Origin of the sequence: Streptomyces sp. NRRL F-6492, from assembly GCF_001280125.1 — a bacterium.
GTDB lineage: Bacteria > Actinomycetota > Actinomycetes > Streptomycetales > Streptomycetaceae > Streptomyces.
On the sequence record NZ_LGEG01000171.1, the window covers coordinates 43296 to 66656 of the forward strand.

Genomic DNA, 23361 nt, shown 5'->3' on the forward strand with positions numbered 1-23361 from the left:
AATCTCCTGTCGGTCATGTGCGGTCGACAGGTGTCAGTGGCGCCCTGCAAGCCCCTCCAGAAGCCGGCGGCGGGGCGCCTCGCGACCTCCCTCTCCTCCTGTGCGGACCGTGCGGACCACGCCGCCCGCACGGGGCGGGCGCGTTCCCGCGCGAGAACTCCACAGCACCCGCGGCGAAAGCCGCGCGGTGTCTCCCCCTGTGTGTCGCCCCACGGGAAAGGGCCTTCCCCGATCCCGTCGCGCCGAATGCCCGCCCTCCGCTCGACCGTCCCCTGTGAAACCTCACCGAAGGTGTCGTCGGCATGCCTGAATACCCCTCCTTTCCGTCGGAAGAATCCGCCCCCGAATACCTCGAACTGACTACGGCCCAGCAGGGTGTGTGGTACGGGCAACTGGTCGATCCGGGCAGCCCGAAATACAACATCGGGGAATGCCTGGAGATTCGCGGGGGGCTCGACGAGAGATTATTCGCCGCTGCTCTCAACCGGGCGGCCCACCTCTGCGACAGCCTCAACGTCACGTTCGTCACCGACGACGGGTCCGTCCGGCAGCGCGTCGTCCGCCCGGCGGCCGAAACCGACCGGCTGCACCGGGTCGACCTCACGGGAGCCGACGACCCCGTCGCGGCGGCGGAACGGTACATGGCCGACGACATGGCCGCCGTCGACCACCTCGAAGCGCCGTCCCACCACTTCGCCCTGCTGCGGCTCGGCCCGCGCCTCCACCACTGGTACGTCCGCTACCACCACGTCGCCGTCGACGGCCTCGGCGGAGCGCTCTTCGCCCGCACCGTGGCCGACTTCTACGCGCGTGCGGCGCGCGGCGAGGACCTCGCGGAGCTGGAGCCGCCCACCGGCCCCCTGCGCGCCCTCGTGGCCGACGAGGCCGCCTACCGCGCCTCCGACCGGCTGGAGGCGGACCGCGCCTACTGGACCGGAAGGTTCGCCGACCGGGACGCGGACGGCCCCGGCCCCGAGGGCGGCGACACGGGCGGGAGTCCCCTCCTCAGGAGGCGCACGGACCGGCCGGGGGACGGGAACCCGCCCGCGACCGCCGGTCGGCCGGGAAGCGACGGCCCGCCCGGACCCGTCGACCGGTCCGCGCCCGCCGACCTGCCCGCTCCCGCCGACCGTTCCGAGCCCGTCGCCGACCTGCACACGGGCGAGACCCTCCCCCCGTCCGTGTTCGACGGCCTCCGGCGCCTCGCGGCCGGCAACCGCACCACCTGGAGCGCCGTCCTCGTCGCGGCCGTCGCCGCCTACACGGCACGGGTCACCGGACGCCGGGAGGTCTGCGTGGGCCTCGCCTCCCACGGCCGCCACGGCGCCCTCCGGCACGTGGTCGGCATGACCTCCACCGTCCTGCCCCTGAGACTGGCCGTCGACCCCGGCACGACGGTCGGGGACCTCGTCCGGAGCGTCGCCGCCGAGATGCGCGGAGCCCTGCGCCACCGCCGCTTCTCGCGCGAACAGCTCGCCCGCGAACTGAACCTGACCGACGGGGCGGCCCGCCTGACCGACCTCGTCGTGAACGTCATGGGGTACGACTACGACCTCGACTTCGGCGGCAGCCCCGCCACCTCCCGCCTGCTGTCCATCGGCCCCGTCGACGACGTGTCCCTGTTCGTCTCCGAACGGGCCGAGGGCACCGGCCCGCTCATCGGCTTCGACACCAACCCGGAGCTCTACCACCCCGACGACGTCCGACTGCACCAGCAGGCCGTCGTCGGCTTCCTCGCCGCGCTCGCCGGCGCGGACTCCGACATGCCCGTGCGCGACCTCCCGCTGCTCGACGCGGAGGCCGCCGGGACGCTCCTCGACCACGGGCGCGGCGCGGCGCTGCCGGCCGGGACCACGGCCACGAGCCTGCCCGAGGCGTTCGCCGCACGCGTCCGCACGGCTCCCGACGCCCCCGCCGTCGTGGACGGCGCCACCACCCTCTCCTACGGGGAACTGGCTGAACGGGCCACGGCCCTGGCCCGCGCCCTCACCGGCTGGGACCTCCGCGCCGAGGACGGGGTCGGCGTCCTCGCCGGCCGTTCGGCCGCCGTCGTGACCGCCTCCCTCGGCGCGGTGCGGGCGGGGACCGCCTACGTGCCGATGGACGCCGACTGGCCGGCCGAACGCCTCGACCGCGTCGCCGGGACCGCCCGGGTCCGGGCCCTGGTCGTCGACGAGGAGGCCGCCGGACGCGACTGGGTGAAGGTGGCCGCCACCCGGCTGCCCGTCCTCGTGGTCGACGGCACGGGCACCGTCCTCCGGGGCGGCCCGGACCGGCCCGGCCCGCTGCCGGGCCCCGTCCGCGGCGACCGGCTCGCCTACGTCATGTTCACCTCCGGCTCCACCGGCCTGCCCAAGGGCGTCGGCGTCCACCACGCCGACATCCTGGCCCTGGCCGCCGACTCCGCCTGGACCGGCGGCGCCTGCGACGCGGTCCTCATGCACTCGGCGTACGTCTTCGACGCGTCCACGTTCGAGATCTGGGTGCCGCTCCTCAACGGCGGCCGGGTCGTCGTCGCCCCCGCCGGACTCCTGGACGCGCGCGGGCTCAAGGAGACGACCGCCCGCGACGGCGTCACCGCCGTCTTCCTGACCACGGCGCTCTGCAACGTCGTCGCCGAGACCGACCCGACGGCCTTCGACGGCCTGCGCCTGGTCGCCGCGGGCGGCGAGGCCGCCGCCCCCGACCTGATGGGACGCATGGCCGCGGCGGCGCCCGGAACCCGCGTCCTCCACGTCTACGGACCCACCGAGACCACCACGTTCGCCTCCCGCCACCGGGTCCCGGCCGGCGCCCCCGGCGTCCCGCCCATCGGCCGGGCCCTCGACGGAACGCGCCTGTACGTGCTCGACGACTCCCTCCGCCCCGTGCCGCCCGGCGTCGTGGGCGAGCTGTACGTGAGCGGCGCCGGCGTCGCCCGCGGCTACCTGGGCCGGCCCGGCCTCACGGCCACCCGGTTCGTCCCCGACCCGTACGACGCGGACGGCGGCCGGATGTACCGCACCGGCGACCTGGCCCGCTGGACGGCGCACGGGGACGTCGAGTACGCGGGGCGGACCGACGGACAGATCAAGCTCCGCGGGTTCCGGATCGAACCGGCCGAGATCGAGAACGCCCTGCTCGCCCGCCCCGGCGTCCGCCACGCGTGCGTCCTGGTCCGCGAGGACGCGCCGGGCGACCGCCGGCTCGTCGCCTACGTCGTACCGGCCCCCGGACCACAGCGGCCGGACGGCCCGGAACTCGCCCACGCCCTCGCCCGCGTCCTGCCCGCGTACATGGTGCCCGCCGCGTTCGTCCTCCTCGACGCGCTGCCCCTGAACGCCAACGGCAAGGTCGACCGGCGGGCCCTGCCCGCGCCCCAGGCCCCCGCCGTCCGGGGGACCGCCCCGCGCACCCCGCAGGAGGAGGTGCTCGCGGGCCTGTTCGCCGACGTCCTCGGCGTGCCCGCCGTGGGCGTCGACGACAACTTCTTCTCCCTGGGCGGCCACTCCCTGCTCGCCACCCGGCTCGTCGCACGGGTGCGGGCCGCGACGGGCGCCGACACCGAACTGCGCCACCTCTTCGAGCACCCCACCGTGGCCGCCCTCGCCGCCACCCTCGGAACGACCGGGGAGGCCCGGCCCGCCCTCGTCCCCACGGACCGGCCCGACCCGCTCCCGCCGTCCTTCGCACAGCAGCGGCTGTGGTTCCTCAACCGCGCCGAGGACGCGGGGGACACCTACAACGTGCCGCTCGTCCTCGACCTCGAAGGACCCCTGGACACCGGGGCGCTGCGCGGCGCCCTCGCCGACGTGGTCGCCCGGCACGAGAGCCTGCGGACCGTGCTCGCCGAGCACGACGGCACCGCCCGCCAGGTCGTGACCGACGCCCGGACCGCCGCCTCCCTCGTCCCCCTCGCCGTCGAGACGCCCCCGGCGGACGAACCGGCCGGCGACTGGGCCGAACGGGCGGTGCGCCGACTGACCTCGGCGCCCTTCGACCTCACCACCGACCTCCCCGTACGCGCCCGGCTGCTCGCGACCGGCCCCGACCGGCACGTCCTGGTGCTCGTGCTCCACCACGTCGCCGCCGACGGCTGGTCGCTGGCCCCGCTCTGCCGGGACCTCGGCGCCGCCTACCGCGCCCGCACCACCGGCACCGCGCCCGACTGGCCGGAACTGCGCGTCCAGTACGCCGACTACACCCTCTGGCAGCGGCAACTGCTCGGCGACGACGGCGACCCCGGGAGCCCGGTGGCGCGCCGCCTCGACTTCTGGCGCGACGCCCTGCGCGGCGCCCCCGACCTCCTCGAACTGCCCCTGGACCGGCCCCGCCCGACGGTCCCGGACCACCGGGGCGACGCGGTGCCGTTCGACCTGCCCGCCGACGCCTACGCGCGGCTCGGCGCCCTCGCCCGCGACGCGGGCTGCACCCCCTTCATGGTCCTCCAGGCGGCGCTCGCCGTGACGCTCCGCGCGCACGGCGCGGGCACCGACATCCCCCTGGGCACCGCGGTGGCCGGACGGACCGACGAGGCCCTGGACGAACTGGTGGGCTTCTTCGTCAACACCGTCGTGCTGCGCACCGACCTCTCGGGGAACCCGACCTTCCGCGAACTGCTGCGCCGGGTCGCCGCGTTCGACCTCGCGGCCTTCGACCGGGCCGACCTGCCGTTCGAGCGGCTGGTCGAGGAGCTCAACCCGGACCGGTCCGGCGGCCACCACCCGCTCTTCCAGACCATGCTGGTCCTCCAGAACCAGCGGGGGGCCGAACTCGACCTGCCCGGCGTCACCGTACGGGACCGGTCCCGACACACCGGCATCAGCAAGTTCGACCTGACCTTCTCCCTCGTGGAGGTCCCGGAGACCCCCGGGACCGTCCGGCTCGGCGGCCACCTCGAATACGCCACGGACCTCTTCGAGGACGCCACCGCCCGCGCGCTCGCCGACCGGTTCGCCCGCGTCCTCGCCCACGCCGTGGCCGAACCCGACCGCGCCGTCGACGACTTCGACCCGCTCACCCCGGACGAGCGCGCGGACCTCCTGGAGCGGGGACGCGGCGAACGCCGCCCGCTGCCGGCCCTCACCGTGCCCGAGGCCGTGGGGGAGTGGGCCGCCCGCACCCCGGACGCGCCCGCCGTGCGCGACCCGCGCACCACCCTCACGTACGCCGCCCTGCACGCGCGGGCCGACGCCCTCGCCCGCGTGCTGCGCGAGCGCGGCGCCCGCCGCGGCACCCTGGTGGCGCTCGCGGTCCCGGCGTCGGCCGACACCGTCGTCGCCATGCTGGCCGTGCTGCGGGCCGGAGCCGCCTACGTGCCCGTCGACCCCGAGTACCCCCCCGCCCGCATCCGCCAGATCCTGGACGACGCGCGCCCCGTACTGCTCCTCACCGGGACGGACGTCCCCGCCGGCATACCGACGGGCGGCATACCCCGGCTCTCCCTCGACGACCCGTCCGTACGGGCCGAGGACCCGTCCGTACGGGCCGAGGACCCGTCCGTACGGGCCGAGGACCCGTCCGTACGGGCCGCCGCCCCGCCGCCCGGCGCCACGGAACCCGCCGCCCTCCACCCGGCGGACGCCGCCTACGTCATCCACACCTCCGGATCGACCGGCCGCCCCAAGGGCGTCGTCGTCCCCCACGCGGCCCTCGCCAACCACATGGCCTGGATGGCCCGCCACCTGGACCTCACCCCGGACGACCGGGTCCTCGCCCGCACCTCCACCAGCTTCGACGCCTCCGTCTGGGAGCTGTGGCTGCCGCTCGCGCACGGCGCCGAGGTCTGCGTGGCACCCCCCGGCGCCAACCGCGAACCGCGCGAACTCCTCTCCTGGATGCGCCGCTTCGACGTCACCGTGGCCCAGTTCGTCCCCTCCCACCTCGAACTCGTCCTCGCCGAGGAGACCGGGGCGCCGCCACCCGCCCTGCGGGCCGTCCTGTGCGGCGGCGAACCCCTCCCGCGCGCCCTCGCCGACGCCGTCGCCGCCCGCTGGCACGCCGAGCCGCACAACCTGTACGGGCCGACCGAGGCGACCATCGACGCCACCGCGCACCGGGTGGACCCGGCGGAGCCCGTCCGCGCGACGCCCGGCGGATCCGTGCCCATCGGGCGGCCCGTCGACGGGATGCGCGCCTACGTCCTCGACGAGCGGCTGCGCCCCGTGCCCCGGGGCGTCACCGGAGAGCTGTACCTGTCGGGCCCCAACCTCGCCCGCGGCTACCTCGACCGCCCGGGACTCACCGCCGCCGGTTTCGTGGCCGACCCGTTCGACGCCTCCGGCGCCCGCATGTACCGGACCGGCGACCTGGTCCGCTGGAACCACGACGGACTCCTCGACCACGTGGCCCGCGCCGACGACCAGACCAAGCTCCGCGGCTTCCGCGTCGAACCGGGCGAGGTGGCCGCGACTCTCCTCGGCCTGCCCGGCGTCACGGCCGCCTGCGCGGTGGTCCGCGAGGACGCCCCGGGGCGGCGCCGGCTCGTCGCCTACGCCGTCACCGCCGACCCGGCGCCGGGAGCCACCGCCCTGCGCGACGCGCTCGCCGGGACGCTGCCCCACCACCTGGTGCCCGAGGCGGTCGTCGTCCTCGACGCGCTGCCGCTGCTGCCCAACGGCAAGGTGGACCGCGCCGCCCTGCCCGCGCCCGGCGAGGACCCGGCGCGGACGGCCACCGGCCCGCGCACCCTCCGCGAGGACCTGATCGCGGGGATCTTCGCCGACGTCCTGGAACGCCCGGCGGTCGGACCGCACGACGGCTTCTTCGACATCGGCGGACACTCCCTCCTCGCGATGCGCGTCGTCAGCCGGATCCGCTCCGTGCTCGGCGCCGACCTCGCCGTACGGACCCTCTTCGAGCATCCGACGGCCGCCGCCCTCGCCCGGGCCCTGGACCCCACGGGACCGGCCCGGCCCGCGGTGACCGCCGTCCCGCTGCGCCCCGACCCCCTGCCGCTGTCCTTCGCGCAGAGCCGGCTGTGGTTCCTCAACCGCTTCGAGGGACCCAGCTCCACCTACAACGTCCCCCTCGTCCTGGAACTGCGCGGCACCCTGGACGCCGACGCCCTGCGCGCCGCCCTGGCCGACGTCGTGGAGCGCCACGAGTCGCTGCGCACGGTCTTCCCCGAGCGGGACGGGGTGCCCCACCAGACGGTGCTGCCCGCCGCGACCGCCGCGCCCCGGCCGCCCGTCGAGAGCACGGCCCCCGCGGACCTGGAGGCCGCCGTCCTCGCCGCCGTCCGCGAACCGTTCGACGTGCTCACCGACCCGCCGCTGCGCGCCCGGCTGCTGCGCGCCGCCCCCGAACACCACGTCCTGGTCCTGGTCCTCCACCACATCGCGGGCGACGGCTGGTCCCTGGGGCCGCTGACCCGGGACCTGGGCGACGCCTACCGGGCCCGGCTCGCTGGCCGGACGCCCGAACCCGCGACCGGCACCCCGCTCCAGTACGCCGACTACGCCCTCTGGCAGCACGGCCTCCTCCAGGAGGACGGCGACGTCCTCGAACGGCAGCTCGACCACTGGCGGGGCGCGCTCGCGGACCTTCCCGAACTGGTCGAACTGCCTCTCGACCGGCCCCGCCCCGCCGTCGCGGACCCCCGGGGGGCCGTGGTCGCCTTCGACGTGCCGCCCGCCCTGCACGCCGACCTCCTCGACCTGGCCCGCGCCTCCGGCAGCACCCTCTTCATGGTGCTCCGGGCGGCCGTGGCCGCACTGCTGCGCCGGCACGGCGCGGGCGACGACATCCCGATCGGCTCACCGGTCGCCGGCCGCACCGACGAGGCCCTGGAGGACCTGGTCGGCTTCTTCGTCAACACGCTCGTCCTGCGCACCGACCTGTCCGGCGACCCGACCTTCCGCGAACTGCTCGGACGCGTCAGGGAGTTCGACCTCGCGGCCTACGCCCACCAGGACGTCCCCTTCGAACGGCTCGTCGAGAGCCTCAACCCCGTCCGCGCCCGCGACCACCACCCGCTCTTCCAGACCATGCTGGTCCTGCAGAACCAGCGGCCCGTCCGCCCCGACCTGCCCGGCCTCACCGTCGAACACCGCCTCGTCCACAACGGACTGAGCAAGTTCGACCTCACCTTCGCCTTCGGCGAGGACGAGGAGGGCGGCGGCCTGTCCGCGGGCATCGAGTACGCCACCGCGCTGTTCGACCGCGCCACCGTCGAGGCGCTCGCGGCCCGGCTCGTCCGGCTGCTCGCCCAGGTGGTCGCCGCACCGGACCGGCGCCTGTCCGGACACGACCCGCTCACCCCGGAGGAGCGCCTCCGCGTCACCCGCTGGAGCACCGGCCGCGCCCTCCCCGCCGGAGCCGGATCCGACGCCGTGCCCGAAGGCGGCCACGAGACCGCCGACGCCACGCTGCCCGCGCTCTTCGCGCGGTGGGTGCGCCGCACCCCCGGCGCGCCGGCCGTCACGGACGGCGCCACCGTCCTCTCCTACGCCGAACTCGACCGGATCTCCGCCGGTCTGGCCGCCGCCCTCGCCGGCCTCGGCATCGGACCCGAGGACTCCGTCGGCGTGCTCCTGGGCCGGTCGCCCGCCGTGGTCGCGGTCTCCCTCGGCACCGTCCGCGCGGCCGCCGCCTACGTGCCGCTGGACGCCCGCTGGCCCGCCGAACGGCTCGACCGGGTCGCCGCCGTGGCGCAGCCCCGGGTCCTGGTCGTCGACGAGGAGAACGCCGCCTCCGCCTGGGTGACCGCACGCGCCGACGGCCTGCCGGTCCTCGTCGTGGACCGGCTCGGACGGGTGCTGCGCGGCGCGCCGGACCGGCCCGGCACCCCGGCGCCCGTACCCGCCCCGGACGCCCTCGCCTACACCATGTTCACCTCCGGCTCCACCGGCCTGCCCAAGGGCGTCGGCGTCGGCCACGCGGACGTCGTCGCCCTCGCGCACGACGCGGCCTGGGCGGACGGCGCCGCCGACGCCGTCCTGATGCACTCCGCGTACGTCTTCGACGCCTCCACCTTCGAGATCTGGACCCCCCTCCTCAACGGCGGCCGGGTCGTCGTGGCGCCGGAAGGACTCCTGGAGGCCCGGACCCTCGACGCCGCCGTCCACGAACACGGGGTGACGGCCGTCTTCCTGACGACCGCCCTGTTCAACGTCATGGCCGAGACCGACCCCGGAGTCTTCGCCGGACTCCGGACGGTCTGCGCGGGCGGCGAACTCGCCTCCCCCGACGCCATGCAGCGGGTCGCCTCGCTCGCCCCGGACACCCGGGTCCTGCACGTCTACGGACCCACCGAGACCACCACCTTCGCCACCCGGTACGCCGTCCCCGCCGACCTCCCGGCCGGACCGCCGCCCATCGGCCGCCCCCTGGACGGCATGCGGCTGTACGTCCTGGACGACGCGCTCCGCCCGGTCCCGCCGGGCGTGGTGGGCGAGCTCTACCTCGCCGGGCGCGGCGTGGCGCGCGGCTACACCGGACGCCCCGGCCCGACCGCCACCCGGTTCGTCGCCGACCCCTTCGCGGCCGACGGCGGCCGCATGTACCGCACCGGCGACCTCGTGCGCTGGACCCCGGACGGGCACGTCGCCTACGTCGCCCGCGCCGACGGCCAGGTCAAGCTGCGCGGCCACCGCGTCGAACCCGGCGAGATCGAGGGCGTCCTCGCCGGACGCCCCGAGGTCGCCGACGCGTTCGTCCTGGTCCGCGAGGACGTGCCGGGCGACCGCCGGCTCGTCGCCTACGTCGTCCCGGCCGCCGGCGCCCGCCCCGACCCCGGCGAACTGGCCCGCGAGGTCGGCCGCGCCCTGCCCGCCTACATGGTGCCCGCCGCGATCGTCCCCCTGGACGCGCTCCCGCTCACCCCCAACGGCAAGGTGGACCGCGCCGCCCTCCCGGCACCCGCCCACGACGCCCCGGCCCACGGCCGGGCCCCGCGCACCGCCCGCGAGGAGATCGTCTGCGGCCTCTTCGCCGACCTGCTCGGCCTGCGGACGGCGGGCGCCGACGACGACTTCTTCGCCCTCGGCGGCCACTCCCTGCTCGCCACCCGCCTCGCCGCCCGGCTGCGCACCGTCCTCGACGTGGAGATCGAGGTCAGGACCGTCTTCGAGCACCCGACGCCCGCGGCGCTCGCGGCCGTCCTCGACGGCGCGGAAGCGGCCAGGGCACGGCTCGAACGCGTCGCGCGCCGCCCCGACCCGATGCCGCTGTCCTTCGCGCAGCAGCGCCTGTGGTTCCTCCACCGCTTCGAGGGCCCGAGCCCCACGTACAACGTGCCGCTCGTCCTGCGCCTGGACGGCCCGCTCGACACGGACGCCCTGACCCGCGCCCTCACGGACGTGGTCGAACGGCACGAGAGCCTGCGCACCGTCTTCCCCGACACCGGGGGAGTGCCCGGCCAGCGGGTGCTCGACGCCGCCGGCGCCGACATCGACCTGACGCCCCGCGACGTCGAACCGGACCTGCTCGACGCGGTCCTGGGCGCCGAGACCGCGTACGCCTTCGACGTGAGCGCCGAACGGCCCGTACGGGCCCGGATGCTCCGCCTCGGGGACGACTCCCACGTCCTGGTGCTCCTCGTCCACCACATCGCGGGCGACGGCTGGTCCCTCGCCCCCCTCGCCCGCGACCTCGGCACGGCCTACCGCGCCCGCGCCGCGGGACAGGACCCGGCCTGGGCCGCGCTGCCCGTCCAGTACGCGGACTACACGCTGTGGCAGCGGACGCTCCTCGGCGACGAGGAGGACCCGTCCGGCACGGCCGCCCGCCAGCTGGAGTTCTGGCGGACCGCGCTCGCCGGACTGCCCGACCTCCTCGACCTGCCGCTCGACCGGCCGCGCCCGGCCGTCGCCACGCACCGGGGCGACGCGTTCGCCTTCCCGGTCGACGCGGCGACGCACCGCGCCCTCGCCGACCTCGCCCGGTCCCGGGGATGCAGCCTCTTCATGGTGCTCCAGGCCGCGCTCGCGGTGCTGCTCCGCGCGCACGGCGCCGGCGAGGACGTCCCGCTGGGCACGCCCGTCGCGGGACGCACCGACGAGGCGCTCGACGACCTGGTCGGCTTCTTCGTCAACACCCTGGTCCTGCGCACCGACCTGAGCGGCGACCCCACGTTCGAACAGGTCCTCGACCGGGTGCGGGAGTTCGACCTCGCGGCCTACGCCCACCAGGACGTGCCCTTCGAACGCCTCGTGGACGCACTGGACCCCGAGCGGGCCCAGAACCGCCACCCGCTGTTCCAGACCATGCTCGTGCTCCAGAACCACGCCGGGGCGAGCGTGGACCTGCCGGGCCTCACGGTGACGGAGCAGCCGGTCCGCACCGGCATCAGCAAGTTCGACCTCACGTTCACGTTCACCGAGCGCCGGGACGAGGAGGGCCGCCCCGCCGGCCTCGACGGGCACCTGGAGTTCGCCACCGACCTCTTCGCCCACCCCACCGCGCACGCCCTCGCCGCCCGTCTGACCCGGCTCCTCGGCGCGCTCGCCGCCGCCCCGGACCGGCGCGTCCGCACGGTGGAGGTGCTGACGGCGGACGAGCGGACCGCGCTCGTCCGGAGCGGCCACGGCCCCGCCCGTACGGTACCGGCCCGGACCGTGCCCGAAGCGTTCCGCGCCCAGCGCGACCGCACCCCCGGGGCGGTCGCCGTGCGGGACGGCGCACGGAACACCACCTTCGCCGAACTCGACGCGCTCTCCGACGCCCTGGCGCGCCTGCTGCGCGGGCGCGGGATCGGCCGCGGAGACGTGGTGGCACTCGCGATGCCCGGCACCACCCACCAGGTGGTGGCCATGCTCGCGGTCGCCAAGGCCGGCGCCGCGTGGCTGCCGGTCGACCCGGAGTACCCCGCCGCCCGGCTCGGCTTCGTGATCGACGACGCCCGGCCCGTCCTCCTCGTGACCACGACGGCGACCCTGGGGACGCTGCCGGACCTGCCGGTGCCCGTCCTCGCGGTCGACGGCCCGCGGGCCGCGGCGGAGACCGTGGCGGAACCCGCGCAGGAAGCCGTACCGCAGGTCGTGCCGGACCCGGGGGACGCCGTCTACGTCATCCACACCTCGGGCTCGACCGGCCGCCCCAAGGGCGTCGTCGTCACCCACGCCGCCCTCACCAACCACATGGCCTGGATGGCCGGCCACCTGTCCCTCACCGACGCCGACCGCGTCCTGGCCCGGACCTCGCCGAGCTTCGACGCCTCGGTGTGGGAGACCTGGCTGCCGCTGCTGCACGGCGGCGCCACCTGCCCGGTGCCGCCGTCCCTCAACCACGACCCGGCCGGACTCCTCGCCCGGATGCGCCGGGAGGGGGTGACCGTCGCCCAGTTCGTGCCCTCGCTCCTGTCCCTCGTCCTCGGCGAGACCGAGCGCGAGGAACCGCCGGCCTCCCTCCGGGCCGTCCTGTGCGGCGGCGAGCCGCTGACCGCGTCCCTGGCCGAACGCGCCGGACGGGCCTGGGGCGCCGAGACGCACAACCTGTACGGACCGACCGAGGCGACCGTCGACGCCACCGCCCACCACCACCGGCCCGTCGGCGCGACGGCGCCCGGCGCGACGGTGCCCCTCGGCCGGCCGATCGACAACACCCGCGCGCACGTCCTCGACGACGCCCTCGCCCCGGTCCCGCCGGGCGTCGTGGGCGAGCTGTACCTGGCGGGCGAGGGCCTGGCGCGCGGCTACCTCGGCCGTCCCGGCCTGACCGCCGAACGGTTCGTCGCCGACCCGTTCGGGCCGCCGGGGACGCGGATGTACCGCACGGGCGACCTCGTCCGCCGCGCCGCGGACGGCCTCCTCTCCTACGTGTCCCGCGCCGACGACCAGGTCAAGCTGCACGGCCTGCGCATCGAACCGGGCGAGATCGAGGCCGCCCTCACCGCGCTCGACGGCGTCGCCGCCGCCACCGTGCTCGTCCGCGAGGACCGGCCCGGCGAGCACCGCCTCGTCGCCTACGCGGTCCCCGCACCCGGCGGCCCCGGCCTCCCGGACGCCCGCGAACTGCGCGAACGGCTGGCCGAGTCCCTCCCGCCGTACATGGTCCCCGCCGACTTCGTCCCCCTGGACGCGCTGCCGCTGCTGCCCAACGGCAAGACGGACCGGCGCGCCCTCCCGGCCCCCGCCCGCCCCGCCGCCGAGGCCGGGCGCACGGACGGAGGGAAGCCGCGCACCGCGCGGGAACGGATCCTGTGCGACGTCTTCGCCACCGTGCTGCGCGTGCCCGAGGTGCGCACCGACGACGACTTCTTCGCCCTCGGCGGCGACAGCATCCTGTCCATCCAACTGGTCAGCCGGGTCCGCGAGAACCGGCTCGGCATCACCCCCCGGGACGTCTTCCTGCACCGCACGCCCGAGGCCCTCGCGGCGACCGCCGAGGAACTCGACGGGCGGACCCCGGCCCCGGCCGACGACGGGGTGGGCACCATGCCGCTCACCCCCATCGCGGCCTGGTTCCTGGACCGGCCGGGACCCACGGACGGCTACAACCAGTCCGCGGTGCTGCGGACCCCCGAGGGCGCCGACGAGGAGCGCCTGGCCGCCGCGCTCCAGCTCCTCGTCGACCACCACGACATGCTGCGGGTGCGGGTCACCCGCACCGCCGGGGGCGAACCGGCCCTGGAGACCCTGCCCCGGGGGACCGTACGGGTCCGTCCCCGCCTCACCCGGATCGACGTCACGGGGCGGGACGAGGACGGGATCCGCGCCGCCCTCGCCGAGGCGGGCGAGCGGGCCAGGGAACGGCTGCGGCCCGCGCACGGCGAGGTGTTCGAGGCGGTGTGGTGCGACGCCGGCCCCCGGGCCCGTGGACGCCTGCTGCTCGTCGTCCACCACCTGGCGGTCGACGCGGTGTCCTGGCGCGTGCTCGCCGAGGACCTGGTGACGGCCTGGCGCGCGGTGTCCGACACCACCGGCGCCCCGTCCCCCGCCATCACCGGCCCCGCACCGCAAGCCCCCGCCCCCGTACCCGTCCTGCCCCCCGTCACCACCTCCTACCGGTCCTGGGCGCGGCTCCTCGCCGCCCAGGCCCGGGAGGGCACGCGGACGTCCGAACTCCCGCTCTGGGAGACCGCGGCCCGCGCGTCCGACCCGCCGCTGGCCGGGCGGCCCCTCGACCCCGCACGGGACACGGCGGGCCGCACCCGGACCCTCATCACCCACCCGGCGGCCTCCCGCACCGAGGCCCTGCTCACCACCGCCCCCACCGCCTTCCACGCGGGCGTGGACGACGTCCTGCTCACGGCCCTCGCCCTCGCCGTCCGCTCCTGGCGCGCGGAGCGCGCCGACCGGACCGGGGCACCGCGCCCGGAGGGCGGCGGCGTCCTGATCGACCTGGAGAGCCACGGCCGCGAGCAGATCGCCGCGCACCTCGACCTGTCCCGTACGGTCGGCTGGTTCACCAGCCTCTACCCGGTCCTGCTCGACCCCGGCCCCCTCGACCCGCGCGACCCCGGCCGCTTCGACGCCGGCCTCGTGGACCGGGCCGTCAAACGCGTCAAGGAACAGCTGCGGGCCGTGCCGGACCACGGCATCGGCCACGGCGTGCTGCGCCGCCTCGACCCCGGCGCACGCGTCCGCCTCGAAGGGGCGGCCGAACCCCAGATCGGCTTCAACTACCTCGGCCGGTACGCGGCCGGGGACCCGGCGGGCGACGGGGAGGCCGACTGGCAGGTGGTCCTCGACGGCGGCGGCCCGGCCGCCCAGGACCGGGACATGCCGGTCCACCACGTCCTGGACATCAACGCCCACACCGAGGACCGGCTCGGCGGGCCGCGCCTGGTGACGCGCTGGACCTGGCCCGCCGGACTGCTCGACGAGCCGGACGTGACGGCCCTGGCCGACGCCTTCGACCGGGCCCTGGGCGCGATCGCCGAACACGCCGGGCGGCCCGACACGGGCGGCTGGACGCCGTCCGACCTTCCCCTGGTCTCCCTCGACCAGAACCAGATCGACCGACTGAAGAACAAGTGGGGTGGACGCAAGTGACCGGGTTCCAGCTCGAAGACGTACTGCCGCTGACGCCGTTGCAGGCGGGCATGCTCTTCCACGCGCTGTACGACTCCGACGCCGTCGACGTCTACACCGCGCAGTTCGTCTTCACCCTCGAAGGGCCCGTCGACGCGACCGCGCTGCACGCCGCCGTCGGCACGCTCCTGCGCCGGCACGCCAACCTCCGCGTGGGCTTCCTCCACGAGGACCTCGACGAACCGGTGCAGGCCGTGGCCGCCGAGGTGCCGGTGCCCCTGGAGCGGCACGACCTCACCGCACCGGACGACGGGCGGACGGTCGAGGAGCGGGTCCGCGCCTTCCTCACCGCCGACCGCACCCGGCGCTTCGACCTCACCACCCCGCCGCTGATGCGGTTCTCCCTGCTGCGCACCGGCCCCGACCGCCACCGCCTGGTGATGACGAGCCACCACATCCTGCTCGACGGCTGGTCGATGCCGCTCCTCGTGCGCGAACTGTTCGAGCTGTACGCGCACCGGGGCGACGACCTCACCCTGCCGCGCGTCACCCCCTACCGCACCTACCTCGCCTGGCTGGCCGGGCAGGACGGGCCCGCCGCCCTCGACGCCTGGCGCACCGCGCTGGCGGGCGTCGAGGCGCCGACGCTGCTCGCCGGGCGCGGCGCGGCGCGGGCGGCGCGCCCGGACGAACTGCCCGAGACCCTGGTCCTCGAACTCGACGCGGTGACCAGCGAGCGGTTACGGGCCACCGCCCGCGCCCACCGCCTCACCCTCAACACCCTCGTCCAGGGCGCCTGGGGCCTGCTGCTCTCCCGGCTCACCGGCCGCCCGGACGTCCTGTTCGGCACGACCGTCTCCGGCCGCCCGCCGGAGCTGCCCGGCGTCGAGTCGATGATCGGCCTCTTCATCAACACCGTGCCGGTACGGCTCGCCCCCCGCCCCGGCGAGACCCTCGCCGCGCTCCTCACCCGGCTCCAGGACGAACAGGGCCGGCTGCTCGGCAGCCAGCACGTGGGACTGACCGAGATACGCGCGACGACCGGCCTCGACGCCCTCTTCGACACCCTCGCCGTCTTCGAGAACTACCCGCTCGACGAGGAGACCCTGCGCACCGCCCGGCAGGGCCTGCCCGGTCTGGCCGTCACCGGGTTCGAGGGCACGGACGCCGCGCACTACCCCCTCACCCTCACCATCGCCCCCGGCACCGCCCTGCGCATCACCTTCGGCTTCCGCCCCACCGCCCTGGACCGCGAGGAGACGGCCCGCACGGTCGCCCGGATGCGCCGGCTCCTGACGACGCTGGCCGACGGCCTCGACCGCCGGGCCGACACCGTGTCCGTCCTGCTCGACGGCGAGCACGAGACGCTCCTCGCCCGCGGCGACGGCGCCCCGCTGCCGGCCGCCGCGCTCGCCACGGGCGTCCCGGACGCCGTCGCCCGGCACGCCGCCGCCCACCCGGACGCGGTCGCGGTCACCGGGGCCGGCGAACGGCTCACGTACGGGGAGCTGTGCGCCCTCGCCGACGACCTGGCCGGCACCCTGACGGGCCTCGGCGCGACCGCCGAGGAAGGCGTCGGCATCCTCCTCGGCCGCTCGGCCGCCCAGGTCACCGCGCCGCTCGGAGTCCTGCGCGCGGGCGCCTCCTACGTGCCCCTGGACCCGCGCTGGCCCGACGAGCGGCTCTCCCGGGTGACCGGGGCCGCCGCGCCCCGCCTCCTGGTCGTCGACGAGGCGACCCGGACCCACCCCTGGGTGCGGGCGCTCGGCCCCGGGACGCGGATCGTGACCGTGGACGCCGCCGGCCGCGTACGGGACGGCCGCCCCGCCGCCCCCGGACCGCTGCCCGCCGCCGTCGGCGGCGCCCGGCTCGCGTACACCATGTTCACCTCCGGCTCCACCGGCCTGCCCAAGGCCGTCGGCGTCACCCACGCCGACATCGCCGCGCTCGCGGCCGACCGGACCTGGGGCGACGGCGCGGCCGACGCGGTCCTGATGCACTCGGCCTACGTCTTCGACGCCGCCACCTTCGAGATCTGGGTGCCGCTGCTGTGCGGCGGCCGGATCGTGGTGGCACCGGACGGCGTGCTCCAGCCCGAGCGGCTCAGGGAACTCGTCGCCCGGGACGGCGTCACCGCCGCGTTCCTCACCACCGCCCTCTTCAACGTCTTCGCCGAGACCGACCCCGGCGCCCTCGGCCTGCTCCGCCTCGCCGCCGCCGGAGGGGAGGCCGCCGCCCCCGGAGTGCTCCAGCGGCTCGCCGCCGCCCACCCCGGCACCCGCGTCCTCAACGCCTACGGTCCCACCGAGGCCACCACCTTCGCCCTGCTGCACCGGGTCACCGCCGACGAGGACCCGGACGGCACGCCGCCCGTCGGACGGCCGCTCGACGGAGTGCGCGCCCTCGTCCTCGACGCCTCGCTGCGCCCCGTGCCGGACGGCGCCGAGGGCGAGCTGTACCTGGCGGGCCCGGGAGTGGCGCGCGGCTACCTCGGACAGCCGGGCCCGACCGCCGCCCGGTTCGTCGCCGACCCCTCGGACCCGGCCGGCGGCCGCATGTACCGCACCGGCGACCTCGTGCGGCGCACCCCCGAAGGAGACGTCGTCTACGCGGGCCGCGCCGACCAGCAGGTCAAGCTGCGCGGCCACCGCATCGAGCCCGGCGAGATCGAGGCCGCCCTGCGCGCCCACCCGTCGGTGCGCGCCGCGTGCGTCGTCGTCCGCGAGGACCTGCCCGGCGACCGCGTCCTGACCGCCTACGTCGTCCCCGCGCCCGGCCGCACGCCCGACCCGGCCGCCCTCGCCGCGCACGTGGGCAGCCGCCTGCCCGCGTACATGGTGCCCTCGGCCGTGCGGACCCTGGACGCGCTGCCGCTGACCGCCAACGGCAAGCTCGACCGGGCGGCCCTGCCGGCGCCCGACGCCGCGCCCGCCACCGCCGGCCGGGCCCCGCGCGGCGCCCGCGAGGAGATCCTCGCCGGGCTGTTCGCCGACGTGCTCGGCCTGCCGCGGGTCGCCGCCGACGACAACTTCTTCGCGCTCGGCGGCCACTCGCTGCTCGCCACCCTGCTCGTGGGCCGGATCCGCACCGCGCTCGACGCCGAGACCGAGATCCGCACGCTCTTCGAACACCCCACCGTCGCCTCGCTCGCCACCGCCCTGGAGGACGCCGGCCGCCCGGCCCGCCCGCCCCTGACCGCGCGGCCGCGGCCCGACGCGCTCCCCCTGTCGTACGCCCAGCGGCGGCTGTGGTTCCTCCACCGCCTCGACGGCCCCTCGGCCACGTACAACATCCCCTTCGCCGTGCGCCTCGACGGCCCGCTCGACACGGACGCCCTGCGCCTCGCCCTCCACGACGTCGTCGCCCGCCACGCCCCCCTGCGCACCGTCTTCCCCGAGCGGGGAGGGCACCCGGTGCAGCACGTCCTCGCACCCGAGGACGCCCGGCCGGTGCTCCCCGTCGACTCCGTCGACGAGGACAAGGGCGCCGACCGGATCGCCGAGGCCGTGGCCGAACCCATCGACATCGAACGCGAACTCCCCCTGCGGGCCACCCTGCTGCGGCTCGCGGACGACTCCCACGTCCTCGTCCTCGTGATCCACCACATCGCCGCCGACGGCTCGTCCCTGGCCCCCCTCGTCCGTGACCTGGGCGCCGCCTACCGCGCCCGCCTCGGGGGAGCGGCCCCGGCGTGGACCCCGCCGCCCGTCGACTACGCCGACTACACGCTGTGGCAGCGGGAACTCCTCGGCGACGAGACGGACCCCGACAGCCAGGTCTCGCGGCAGCTCGCCTTCTGGCAGGGCGCCCTGGCCGGACTGCCCGCCTGCGTCGAGCTGCCCCGGGACCGCCCGCGTCCCCCCGTGCCCCGGCACGCGGGCGCCACCCACCCCTTCGCCGTCGACGACGCCACGGCCCGGCGGATCGCCGGACTCGCCCGCGCGCACGGGTGCAGCGTCTTCATGGTGCTCCAGGCGGCCCTGGCGCTCCTGCTCTCCCGGCACGGCGCCGGCGAGGACGTCCCCCTGGGCACGGCCGTCGCCGGACGCACCGACGAGGCCGCCTCCGACCTGGTCGGCTTCTTCGTGAACACGCTCGTCCTGCGCACCGACCTGAGCGGCGACCCGACCTTCCGCGAACTCCTCGACCGCGTCAAGGAGTTCGACCTGGCCGCCTACGCCCACCAGGACGTCCCCTTCGAACGGCTCGTGGAACTGCTCAATCCGGCCCGCGCGCACCACCACCCGCTGTTCCAGACGATGCTGGTGCTCCAGAACCACGCCCCCGCCGACCCCGTCGACCTCCCCGGCCTCACCTCCCGCGGCGTGCCGGTCGACCTCGGCGTCAGCAAGTTCGACCTGGCGTTCACCTTCGTGGAGACGCCCGGCGACGACGGCGCCCCCGGCGGCCTGCGGGCCTCCGTCGACTACGCGACCGAACTCTTCGACCCGGACACGGTACGGGGACTGGCCGACCGGCTCGTCCACCTGCTCGGCGCCGTCACCGAGGACCCGGGCCTGCCCCTGCACGCCTACGACGCGCTCGGCGACGCCGACCACGCCCGGCTCGCACGCTGGGGGACCGGCCCGCGCGCGGACCTGCCGGCGGAGACCTTCCCCGCCCTCTTCGCCCACCGGGTGCGCAGCACCCCGGACGCCCCGGCCGTCCGCGACGCGCGCACGACCCTGACCTACCGCGAACTCGACGCGCGCGCCGACGCCCTCGCCCGGCGGCTCGCCGCACGCGGCATCGGCCCGGAGGACCGGGTGGCCGTCGCACTGCCCCGCGACACCGGCCTGGTGGTCGCCCTGCTCGGTGTGCTCAGGGCCGGAGCGGCCTACCTGCCCCTCGACACCGACTACCCGGCCGCCCGCCTCGCGCACATGCTCGACGACGCGGCCCCCCGCCTGCTGCTCACCACCCCCGAACTGCACCGGCGCCTCCCGCCCACCGCGGTCGCGCACCTGTACCCCGGGGACGACGCCCCGGCCGCCGACCCGTCCGCCCCGCTGCCCGGCCCGGACCCGGCACACCCGGCGTACGTCATCTACACCTCGGGCTCCACCGGCCGCCCCAAGGGCGTGATCGTCACCCACCGGGGGGTCGGGGCGATGGCCGCGACCCAGCGGGAACGGCTGCGGCTCACCCCGGACAGCCGCGTCCTGCACCTGGCGTCGGTGAGCTTCGACGCCGCCTTCTGGGAGCTGTGCATGGGCCTGCTCTCCGGCGCCTGCCTGGAGATCGACGCGCGCGAGGCCCTGCTGCCCGGACCGGCCCTCGCCGCCCGGGTCCGCGACCACGGCGTCACCCATCTGACGCTCCCCCCGGCCGCCCTCGCGGTGATGCCGCCGGAGTCGCTCCCCGCCGGGACCACGATCGTCCTGGCCGGCGAGGCCTGCCCGCCCGCCCTCGCCCGGACCTGGGCGCGCGGACGCCACCTCGTCAACGCGTACGGCCCCACGGAGACCACCGTCTGCGCCACCATGAGCGGCTTCCAGCACGCGGACGGGCCGCTCGCCCCGGACCGCACGGTGCCGATCGGCGCGCCCGTCGACGGCACCCGGGTCCGGGTCCTCGACGACCGGCTCGCACCCGTACCGCCCGGCGTGGTGGGGGAGTTGTACGTCTCCGGCGAGGGCCTGGCCCGCGGCTACCACGACCGGCCGGGACTCACCGCCTCCCGCTTCGTGGCCGACCCGTTCGACCGGGCGGGCGGCCGCATGTACCGCACCGGCGACCTGGCCCGGTGGAACCCCCGGGGGCAGCTCGAATACGTCGGACGCGTGGACGACCAGGTCAAGCTACGCGGCTTCCGCATCGAACTCGGCGAGGTCGAGGCGGCACTCACCGCGCTGCCCGGCGTCGCCGCCGCCTGCGCCGTCGTACGGGAGGACCGGCCCGGCGACCGCCGCCTGGTCGCCTACACCGTGCCCGCCGAGGGGGCGACCGGCCCCGACGCGGCCGAGGTGCGGGCCCGTCTGGCGGACGTCCTGCCGGACCACATGGTCCCCTCCGCCCACGTGACCCTCGACGCGCTCCCCGTCACGCCCAACGGCAAGACCGACCGGAAGGCCCTGCCGGCGCCCGAGGAGCCGCGCACCGGCGGACGCGAGCCGCGCACGGACCGGGAACGGGCCCTGTGCGAGGCGTTCGCGGAGACGCTCGGGGTGCCCCGGATCGGCGTCACGGACGACTTCTTCGACCACGGCGGGCACTCCCTGCTCGCCGTGACGCTGGCCCAGCGGATCGAGGAGCGGTGCGGCCGTCGCCCGTCGCTGCGCGCCCTGTTCGCCGCCCCGACGGTCGAGGGCGTCGCCCGGCTCCTGGACGACGCGGACGACTCCGCCGCCCCGCCGGACGGGCCAGGACCGGTGGACTGGACGGCGGAGGTCCGCCTGGCCGGGGACATCACCGGCGCCGGACGGACCCCCGCACCGGCCGACCCTGGCGGGCGGCGCCCCTCCCGCCCCTCACCCAGGCCCTTCCTCACGGGCGCCTCCGGCTTCCTCGGCGCGTTCCTGCTGCGCGACCTGATCGAGACGACCGGCGGCCCGGTCGACTGCCTGGTGCGGGCCCGGGACGAGGAGGACGGCGCGCACCGCCTGCGGGAGAACCTGCGGCGCTACGGCCTGTGGCGCGACCGCTACCGGGACCTGGTCCGCGCCGTGCCCGGCGACCTCGCCGCCCCGGGCCTCGGCCTCGCCCCCGAGACCCGCGCCGCGATCGTCCGCGGGCTCGGCCTCGTGCTGCACAACGGCGCACGGGTCAACTTCGCGGCCGGCTACGGCGACCTGCGCGCCGCGAACGTCGCCGGGACCGAGGAACTGCTGCGGCTGCTCGCCGACTCCGACTCGCCCGGCATGCACTACGTGTCCACGACGAGCGTCCACGCCCCGGCGGCCGGCCCCGTGACGGTCACGGAGACGACGCCGACCGGCCCGGCCGAAGACCTGCCCGACGGCTACGCGCGGAGCAAGTGGGTCGCGGAGGGCCTGATCGGCCTGGCGCGCGAACGCGGCCTCCCCGTCACCGTCCACCGCCCGGGCCGCATCAGCGGCGACACCTCCACCGGGGCCTGCCAGGACCGCGACCTGCTGTGGCACCTCATCAAGGGCTGCCTCCAGGCGAAGGCGGTCCCCGACCTGCCGCACGGATCGACGGGCTGGGTGCCCGTCGACTACGTCAGCGCGGCGGTGGTCGCCCTCGCGACGGCCGGACGCGGCGACACGGAGACCTTCCACCTCACCCATCCGGACGCACCGGACCTCGAACGGGTCTTCGCCACCGCCCGGGCCCTCGGCCACGAGCTGCGCAGGGTCCCCGCCGAGGAGTGGCGGGCCCTCGTCGCGGCCCGCCCCGACAACGCCGCCCAGCTGTTCCTCGGCGAGGGCGGGAACGCCGGGGGAGCGGTCGACGGGCGCCGCTTCGACTCCCGCCGCACGGCCGCCGCGGCGGCGGAACTCGGCGTACGGCCACCGGCCCTGACGGAGGAGGTCCTCGTCCGCTACCTGGCCTACTTCCGGGGGACGGGCTTCCTGCCGGCCCCGGACGCGCCCCAGGGTGTCAGCGGCTCCACCGTACGGGTGACCGAGTCGTAGCTCCGGGCGGACGTCCACGTCCCGGCCGACGGGGAGGACACCCCGTCGGCCGGGACGTCCCAGGAGACGTCGCGCCCTCGGCCGAGCGTGACGTGGGGAACCCAACGGGCCGGATCGAGGAGGGGGTTCGGCCTTCCGCCCTCCGGCGCCTCGCGCAGGGTCCGCCACACCGCCTCGTGCAGCCGGAGCAGGGCGTCGTCGGGCCGCACGGCCCACGCCAGGACGCGGACCCGGCCGGAGAACCGCACGAGTCCGTCGAGCCGCAGGGGAACCGGCAGGGCCTCCGCGAACACGCGGAGCAACCGGGCGCGCGTCTCCGCCGACAGGCCGTCGGCCGAGGCGAGGGTGAGATGGGGCCGGTTGGTCGGATGGCGGTGCCCGGCCAGGCTGGGCAGACCGGCGTCCGCCAGACGCCGCCACGCGTCCCGGACGGCCCGCTCGGTCGACGGGTCGGGAAGCAGTTCCACACTGTGCACACGGGCAGCCTAGGGGCCGTGCGCGCCGCGTGCGGGGGCACGGCGGCGGTGTGACGATGGTGGTCCCGGACGGCGGTGACCGGCAGGTGGAGAGGTCGTCGCTCCGCCGGTTCCCCTATCGAGGAGTGGGTGCGTCGCATGGACAGGTCCGCACTGATCGAGGCGGTCACGCGCAAGGTGGCGGACGGGGACGATCCGTCGTCCGAACAGATCGGCCGGGTCGTCGACGCCGTGTTCGGCACCGTCGAGGAGGCGGGGGCGATCGCCGAGGCGCTCAAGGAGGGCGGGACGGTCACCCTCCTCGGGTTCGGCAGCTTCCACGACGAGGACGGCGAGGTGGGCCTGCGGCCGGGCAAGGCCCTCGAAGAGTTCGTCCACGGCCGGGTCGGCTGA

At 76.6% G+C, this 23361-nt stretch carries 4 protein-coding genes; 3 read left to right on the forward strand and 1 reads right to left on the reverse strand.

Translation table 11 applies throughout. The annotated features are described in order from the left end of the window. Positions 1-302 precede the first annotated feature (302 nt). Positions 303-14915, forward strand: a complete 14613-nt coding sequence (locus ADL08_RS14150; RefSeq protein ID WP_053642738.1) for a non-ribosomal peptide synthetase — start codon at positions 303-305, stop codon at positions 14913-14915. Beyond that, entirely contained in the window at positions 14912-22492 is a 7581-nt protein-coding gene (locus tag ADL08_RS14155) for a non-ribosomal peptide synthetase (RefSeq protein WP_053642740.1), read from the forward strand. The genes ADL08_RS14150 and ADL08_RS14155 overlap by 4 nt, the downstream gene beginning before the upstream one ends. On the opposite strand, the gene ADL08_RS14160 is transcribed toward ADL08_RS14155, so the two are convergent. Beyond that, positions 22408-22968 (reverse strand): 2'-5' RNA ligase family protein, encoded by a 561-nt coding sequence (locus ADL08_RS14160; protein ID WP_053642742.1) that lies wholly within the window; start codon positions 22966-22968, stop codon positions 22408-22410. The two genes, ADL08_RS14155 and ADL08_RS14160, sit on opposite strands and share 85 nt — an antisense overlap. 138 nt (positions 22969-23106) lie before the next feature. Between ADL08_RS14160 and ADL08_RS14165 the strand changes: the two genes are divergently transcribed. Beyond that, positions 23107-23361 (forward strand): HU family DNA-binding protein, encoded by a 255-nt coding sequence (locus ADL08_RS14165; RefSeq protein WP_053642744.1) that lies wholly within the window; start codon positions 23107-23109, stop codon positions 23359-23361.

Coding starts and splice junctions, on each gene's coding strand:
- ADL08_RS14150 (WP_053642738.1), top strand. CDS start 303: ATGCCTGAATACCCCTCCTTTCCGTCGGAAGAATCCGCCCCCGAATAC.
- ADL08_RS14165 (WP_053642744.1), top strand. CDS start 23,107: ATGGACAGGTCCGCACTGATCGAGGCGGTCACGCGCAAGGTGGCGGAC.